This window comes from Candidatus Anaeroferrophillus wilburensis (assembly GCA_016934315.1).
Taxonomy (GTDB): Bacteria; Desulfobacterota; Anaeroferrophillalia; order Anaeroferrophillales; family Anaeroferrophillaceae; genus Anaeroferrophillus; species Anaeroferrophillus wilburensis.
This window is the reverse complement of record JAFGSY010000041.1, coordinates 25,110-32,182: the sequence shown is the minus strand read 5'-3', so window position 1 is coordinate 32,182 and position 7,073 is coordinate 25,110. Positions and strand designations below refer to the sequence as shown.

Annotated in this window: 5 protein-coding genes; all 5 read right to left on the bottom strand. The window is 52.7% G+C overall.

Features of this window, described 5'->3' with window-relative positions; all coding sequences use genetic code 11:
* A partial coding sequence (locus tag JXO50_10755) for a crotonase/enoyl-CoA hydratase family protein (protein ID MBN2333570.1) occupies positions 1–1,000 on the bottom strand: 1,000 nt, incomplete at its 3' end.
* 186 nt (positions 1,001–1,186) lie between these two features.
* On the bottom strand, positions 1,187–2,917 hold the full coding sequence (locus JXO50_10750; GenBank protein ID MBN2333569.1) for a carbamoyltransferase: 1,731 nt from the start codon (positions 2,915–2,917) through the stop codon (positions 1,187–1,189).
* Complete coding sequence (locus JXO50_10745) at positions 2,914–4,338, bottom strand: hypothetical protein (GenBank protein ID MBN2333568.1); 1,425 nt, start codon at positions 4,336–4,338, stop codon at positions 2,914–2,916. The genes JXO50_10750 and JXO50_10745 overlap by 4 nt, the downstream gene beginning before the upstream one ends.
* A 313-nt stretch (positions 4,339–4,651) precedes the next feature.
* A complete protein-coding gene (gene ftsZ / locus JXO50_10740) occupies positions 4,652–5,821 on the bottom strand; it encodes a cell division protein FtsZ (GenBank protein MBN2333567.1) in 1,170 nt (389 codons plus the stop codon).
* A 22-nt stretch (positions 5,822–5,843) separates the two neighbouring features.
* The gene (ftsA, locus tag JXO50_10735) at positions 5,844–7,073 is read right to left on the bottom strand and encodes a cell division protein FtsA (protein ID MBN2333566.1); all 1,230 of its coding nucleotides are present in this window, start codon (positions 7,071–7,073) and stop codon (positions 5,844–5,846) included.

Genomic DNA, 7,073 nt, shown 5'->3' with positions numbered 1-7,073 from the left:
GTGTCAGACGCCGATCAACATTTCTCCGCCGGTCAAACAATACCTTTTCTCCGGACCAATCCACCAGCGGGAAAGCAGTTTTGACCGAAACAAACCGGCGGTCCTGCTTTGTTCGCAAGAGAGGAGGAACCGATCTTTGTTTAGCTTTGGAAAATTTCTGTTCCTGGGTTCTTACGATACGCTCCATCATCCGTACATCATGGGGTTCAAGTCTTAAAGCCGCATCAACCCAGATTTTAGTAATATCCATAAGTTCTTCGTACGCTATCGGATGGTAACGCTGCCTGGCCGACTGAATTGCCTGCATGCCATTGTATACACGGCTGTGCTGTTTCATGAATGTTTCAACAGCTTCACGCCCTTTGCCTCCCTCAGCCAGGACACGAACCACCCCCAGGTCATGCAGTTCCTGTGCACTATAGATTTTCCCACTGGTAATCATCGTTTCAGCAACCGTAATGCCCATTGTGCGGGCTAACAGGCTGTAGGCTCCCATTCCGGGAAACAGGTTAAAACGTATTTCGGGAAAACCCATTTCAGCATTTCTGGTTGCAATCAGAATGTTGCCGGCCAACGCGGATTCAAAACCACCTCCCAAAGCAGCCCCTTCAACCAAAGAAATGGTAGTAATCGGCAAGTGCAGATTTACGGCATTGAGGTAGCAGATATCAACACAACCTTTGGCATACTCCAGCAGCTTATTATGATCTCTTTCGGCAATTAATTTAATAAATAAACCTAAATCTCCACCCAAATTGAAAACACCCGGCACTTGCGATGCCTGGATAAGATAACGGATAGGAACTTCGCTTTTTTCCGGCCGGTGCTTGAAGTAATTGATAATCGAATGCTGAATCTCCAATGCTTCACGCAAGACGGTCATGGAAAAACAAGGACGGGGTGCTGGATTGTAGTAACACCAGATGGCACGATGGCAGGCATCATATCTGATAGAAATTTCCTGATAGTCACGAAATATTTGGTAAAACTCACTATTCATTCGTTACTCCCTGGTTATCCATTGTTTTTTTGCTGACGGCTTTATTTTTCTATACACCGAGCACCACTGACAAAATAATAAATAATATAAATATATGGATTTTTAACAGGTTAATGCAAGACACTCTCCTGTCGGCTGCGGCCGTGAAACATATGCCACAGCACCCCAAAAGCCTACACACTGCCCCTAGGTGGGGGTTTTGCGGACCAGCACCTCTTCCATGATCAGATATTCCAGATCAGAACCAAAAAACATCTGCAACGCATCGGTGGGCGAACAGATCATCGGCTCCCCACGGCGGTTCAACGACGTATTCAGCACTACCGGCACACCGCGCAGCCTTGCCAACTCCTCTATCAGACGATAGTAGCGCGGGTTGCTTTCCCTGGTAACCACCTGGGCCCTCGCTGTCCCATCTTCATGCACCACTTCAGGAATTCTGTCCTTCCACTGCCCGGCAACCGTAAAGGTAAAGGTCATATAGGGAGACGGGTGGTCGGTCTGCAGAATTTCCGGTGCAACCCGGTCCAACATACTGGGGCAGAATGGTCGCCAGCGCTCCCGATACTTGATCTGGGCATTGATCCGGTCAGCCACCCCACGGTGACTGGGATCTCCCAGGATGCTCCGGTTGCCCAAGGCGCGAGGGCCAAATTCCATCCGCCCCTGAAACCAGGCCACCGGGTTGCCCTCGGCCAGCAGCTGCGCACCGGTCAGGGAGGGATCGGCCACCACCTCCCAGGCAGGCTGCCGTTCATGCGCTTTGCAGGCGTCAATACACTGTTGGGTCGTATAAGAGGGCCCCAAATAGACATGCTCAAGCTTCTGCACCGTATCTCCCAGCAGATTGGCGACGTAGGAGGCGGCGCCGATTGCCGTACCGGCATCACTGGCCGCCGGCTGGACAAAGAGTTCTTTTACATGCTCCATCTCCATGATCTTCTGGTTGAGTTTGACATTGAGTGCCACACCGCCGGCATAGCAGATTTTCCCGGTTTCCCGGATAATATCCCCGAGGTAATGCTCAATGAGGGGCAGGGCCACATCTTCAAGCAGTTTCTGGGTACTGGCAGCATAATCAATGTAGGGATCATCGATTTCGTCCCCCTGGCGCTTGGGCCCCAACCAGCGTACCAGTTCCTTGCTGAAGTAATAGCCTTTGCCACCTTCTTTGTAACGCCTGGAACCGATAACGTTGACCAGCTTGGTGTTGACCCGGAAATCTTGCTCATCATGGGCAATCAGGCGGGAAAAATCAAACCGCTCCGGATCACCATAGGGAGCCATGCCCATCACCTTGAATTCACCATCAAGCATGTCAAAACCAAGGTATTCTGTTATTGCCCCGTAAAAACCACCCAGCGAATCAGGATCGTAGAATTCCTTGATCTTATGAATTTTTCCCTGTTCTCCATAGCCAAAGAAGGTGGTCGCATACTCCCCTTTGCCATCGATGCTGAGTACCGCACACTTTTCCTTGAAACCACTGAGATGGTAGGCACTACTGGCATGGCTCAGATGATGCTCAACCGGAAAAAAACGGATGCGGTTGTAGTCTATCCGGAAGTCATCGAGAAGCTTACGGACCCGCTTCATGTTGCGCCGGTAGCGCCGGTTGCCGTTGAATAGAACGGTCAATGCACGGTCAGGAGCATACCAGTAGCGGCGGGCATAATGCCAGCGGCCCGGACCCACCAAGCTGATTTTGGCATAGGGAAATGCCACTGCGTCAATCTCATGGGGACCTATTCCGGCTGTTTCGATGCAAAATTTAGTCGCCTCGTAGGGCATTGTATTTTTGGCATGCTTATCGCGCAGGAACCTTTCCTCCTCGGCCGCCGCAACCAGCCGACCATCAACAAACAGCGCCGCTGAAGGATCATGGCCAACCGCTCCCGACAAACCTAGTACAATCATGATCTCGCTTCCTTCCCTTTCATCAGGGAGCTGAAAAGTTGAGCGACGGCAGGATAGTTTTCCCAGTTGCGCAAGAACCGCTCCACATCCCGCCGTGCCGCTTTTGCAAAACCGGCCACGCTGCGGTGCTGCTGCATGTCATCGAGGTCCATAAGAGCCGGACCATGAGCAGTCAGGACAATATTACTGGCTTTCAGATCCCCATGACTGATCCTTTGGTCATGCATTGTTTTTATCACGCTCGCCACTTTGGCAGCCATATGCCTCAGCTCATCGGAAACGGCTGCCACCGCAAAATAATCACTGGCCAAAATACCGTCAGCCAATGCCGCAACATAATAGGCAGGCAGGCGTACCGCCAATCGTTGCCGTTCAATCAGTGCCACCGGCTCGGGGGTATTAATGCCATAAAAATCCAGCAGATGAGCATTGCGCCAGGAGCGGGCTGCCCGCGTTCGGCGAAATGCCCTCTTTATCCCATGAATAAAGCCCTTGCTGTTATAGCGTTTCACCACCAAAGGATGGCCATCAACCACCACCGTGGCTACGGTGCTTGAATTGCCATCTTTAAGCAACCGCGTTGCGGAATGGTACAGCCAGGGATCGGGATCCATAAGAAAATCGCGTACTGGCGGAGTATAATAGCGCCGGCTGCAAAGGATCAAGCGTCCGGTATCCCGGCAGCGGACAACAGCACTGCAGTCACGGAAAATCTTTTTGAGATACTTCTCCCGGCGCCAGCGCCGGCTGGCAGCAATACGGTTTTTCAGCTGCTGGCAAAGCACCGCGGAGCAGGACCAACCCCTAGCCCGACAATAGCCGGGGAACAGGATATCAACCAGCTGGTCATATGCCGGGTCCAGTTGGGCCCAGAAAAGCGCCAGATTGGCCAATGCTTTTCTTATCCCCACCTCTCTACGACTGACAACAATATCAGCACCATCCAAAGTGTGGATCATTTCACCCACAGCCATGAAATTACCCAGGTGCAAATCTCTCTGACATACTCCCTGCTGGTGATGATGGGCGAAAAGCACCACCATCGCACCCAAAAGCCGCTGGCGGGCATCATCATCGGCAGCTTCTTGCCATAGCTGCAGCGCCGTCATACCCGTGGCGAGAAAAGGGAGCACCACCACATCACCTTGCTCTTCAGCCAGTGAACCGGAATAAAGGATTTCCGGCGTCAAGATTCCCCGCGCAGCCAGTGCTCTGACACCCCGGTCCTCCCGCTGCCAATAGCGCCTGGACTGCCGGCGGCGGGGAAAAACCTTGACAACAACCTGCTGAGTCCCCCACCAGCCAAGACATACCAATCTTTTGCCGGACAGCTCCCGTAAAATTTCCTGGCAGCGGATGGACGAAGGGTGATTGCCCTGGGGCAGAAAAAGAGTAAAAGGAGGACTGTAAGCTGAGTGCAAGTGAAAAACTCCCTTTCTGGTCCTCATGGACAGAGAGCGGCCGAGAAAAACGGCCGCTCTCTATTGTTTAAGAACGGGCTATACAATCCACCATCAAAACACGGATTCTCTTCATGACTGCAAGACACACGATGACTTCGTTATCAGTTTTACGACGTCATTGATCACCAAGAAATACTGCCGGCACAGCTGAAAAGACACGCTACCCTGAGCGAGGGAGCAGGCATAGCCTGGATTTTCACCCATACAAACGGCACTATTTCACGAGGCAACCAAAGCACGGCAAAAATGGAACACCATGGGCAACCGTGTCTTAATCCAACTGCCGCCGGAGAAAGGTCGGAAAATCATAATCTTCCAGCTCAAAATCAGCATCACTGTCGGCTCCGACAACTTTTTTCACCGTCCGGACAATTTCTTGGCGCTCTCTGGCAGCGGTCCGGGTCTGGAATGCCGGCCGGTCAAGATCCCGGCGGGGAGACACGGGATGGTATTTACGCCCCAGGCCCGGCCCTTTGATCCCGCGAATCGGCTCAAAACCAGTGGCAATGACCGTCACCCTGATGTCATCGCCCATCGATTCGTCCAGTACCGCACCGAAAATAATGTTTGCATCCTCGTGGGCTTCTTCCTGGATCAGGGTTGAAGCTTCACTCACTTCGAAGAGGGTCAACTGGCTGCCGGCAGTAATATTGATCAGAATGCCCTTGGCACCCTGAATGCTTATATCCTCCAGCAACGGTGACGCCACCGCCTGCTGAGCAGCTTCCACTGCCCGATTTTCGCCGCTGGCGATCCCGGTTCCCATGAGAGCCAGACCGGTATTGGTCATAACCGTTTTAACATCCTGAAAGTCAAGGTTGATTAAGCCATGAACGTTGATCAAGTCGGAAATACTGCGCACCGCCTGGACCAGAACCTCATCTGCTTTCTGGAAGGCTTCCACCATTGAGGTATTCTTGCCAACAATATTCAGCAGACGTTGGTTGGGAATGGTTATCAGGGCATCGACGCTTTCCCGCAATTCTGCCAACCCGTCCTCGGCTTGCTGCAGCCGTTTCCTGCCTTCGAAACTGAACGGTTTAGTGACCACCGCAACCGCCAGGGCACCAAACTCCTTGGCCAGCTTGGCCACCACCGGGGCGCCGCCGGTCCCGGTGCCGCCGCCCATCCCGGCAGTGATAAATACCATGTCCGCCCCGGTCAAAAGCTCGGAAATTTTTTCCGTATCTTCGATGGTGGCATTGCGTCCCACCTCCGGGTTCGCACCAGCACCCAACCCGCGGGTCAGCCTGGAGCCAAGCTGCAGCTTGATTGCTGCCGGTGATGCCTCCAGTGCCTGGGCATCGGTATTGGCGACGACAAAATCAACCCCCTGAACCCCGGCATTGATCATGCTGTTCACCGCGTTACTGCCACCCCCGCCGATACCAATCACCTTGATATTGGCCTGCAACCGTGACCGCTCGTCAAATTCAAACATGATTTTTCCTCCCCTCGCTCGCTTAAAAAAATTCGGCAAACCAATTTTTCATTCGTGTATAAAGTTTGTTGAATAAATTTTTATCACTGGTACTGAACCGCCCCGACGACTCCAACGTTTTTGAGCCATGGATCAACAGACCGACACCGGTGGCATACATGGGACTTCTGACAATATCCAAAAGCCCCCCGACATGCTGGGGAATGCCAGCCCTTGCCTGCATCTCAAAAACCATCTCCGCCAGTTCTTCAACCCCGGGCATCAACGATGAACCGCCGGTGAGCACCACCCCGGAAACCACCTGATCATAAAAACCCGATTTGTAGAGTTCCCGCTTCACCAGTTCCAAGATCTCCTCCATCCGAGGCTCAATAATTTCTCCGAGAATCTGCCGTGACAACACCCGCGGCTGCCGACCGCCGACACTGGGAACCTCGATAGTATCATTATGATCAATCAGGGAGATCATGGCACAACCATAGTTTTTCTTGATTTTTTCAGCAGCCGTCACCGGAGTGCGCAGGCCAACGGCAATATCGCTGGTCAACTGGTTGCCCCCCAAAGGCAGGGAGGCGGTATAGCAGATACTGCCATTGGCAAACACGGCAATATCCGTCGTCCCACCGCCGATATCGATAACTACAACTCCCAGCTCTTTCTCTTCATCGGTCAGCACCGCTTCGCTGGAAGCAATCTGCTGCAGAACGATGTCGGCCACCTCCAGCCCGGCCCTATTGCAGGAGCGAACAATATTCTGGGCTGAAGCAACGGCGGCAGTAACAATATGAACTTTGACTTCCAGACGGACCCCGGACATCCCCACCGGATCCCGGATCCCATCCTGCTCATCAATAATGAACTCCTGGGCCAGGGTATGCACAACTTCCCGATCCAGGGGAATGGCCACTGCCTTGGCGGCTTCCAAGACCTTTTCAACATCCTTGGCTGACACTTCATGATCTTTTACCCCGATGATCCCATGGCTGTTAAAGCCTTTGATATGAGCCCCGGCAATCCCGGTTACCACCGCCTTAATGTCAGAGCCTGACATCATTTCAGCTTCGTGGATGGCTTTTTTGATTGACTCAACCGTACTGTCAATATTGACCACCACTCCCTTGCGCAGCCCTTCAGACGGATGGGTGCCGATCCCGATGATTTCCACCTCATCGGCCGTAACCCTGCCGACAATGGCACAGATTTTCGTCGTGCCGATATCCAACCCAACGATCACCTGATTATTTTTGGACAT

Bases quoted from the DNA above. Each gene is read 5' to 3' on its own strand.
- JXO50_10750 (MBN2333569.1), bottom strand. From the start codon at position 2,917: ATGATTGTACTAGGTTTGTCGGGAGCGGTTGGCCATGATCCTTCAGCG.
- ftsZ (MBN2333567.1), bottom strand. From the start codon at position 5,821: ATGTTTGAATTTGACGAGCGGTCACGGTTGCAGGCCAATATCAAGGTG.
- ftsA (MBN2333566.1), bottom strand. From the start codon at position 7,073: ATGTCCAAAAATAATCAGGTGATCGTTGGGTTGGATATCGGCACGACG.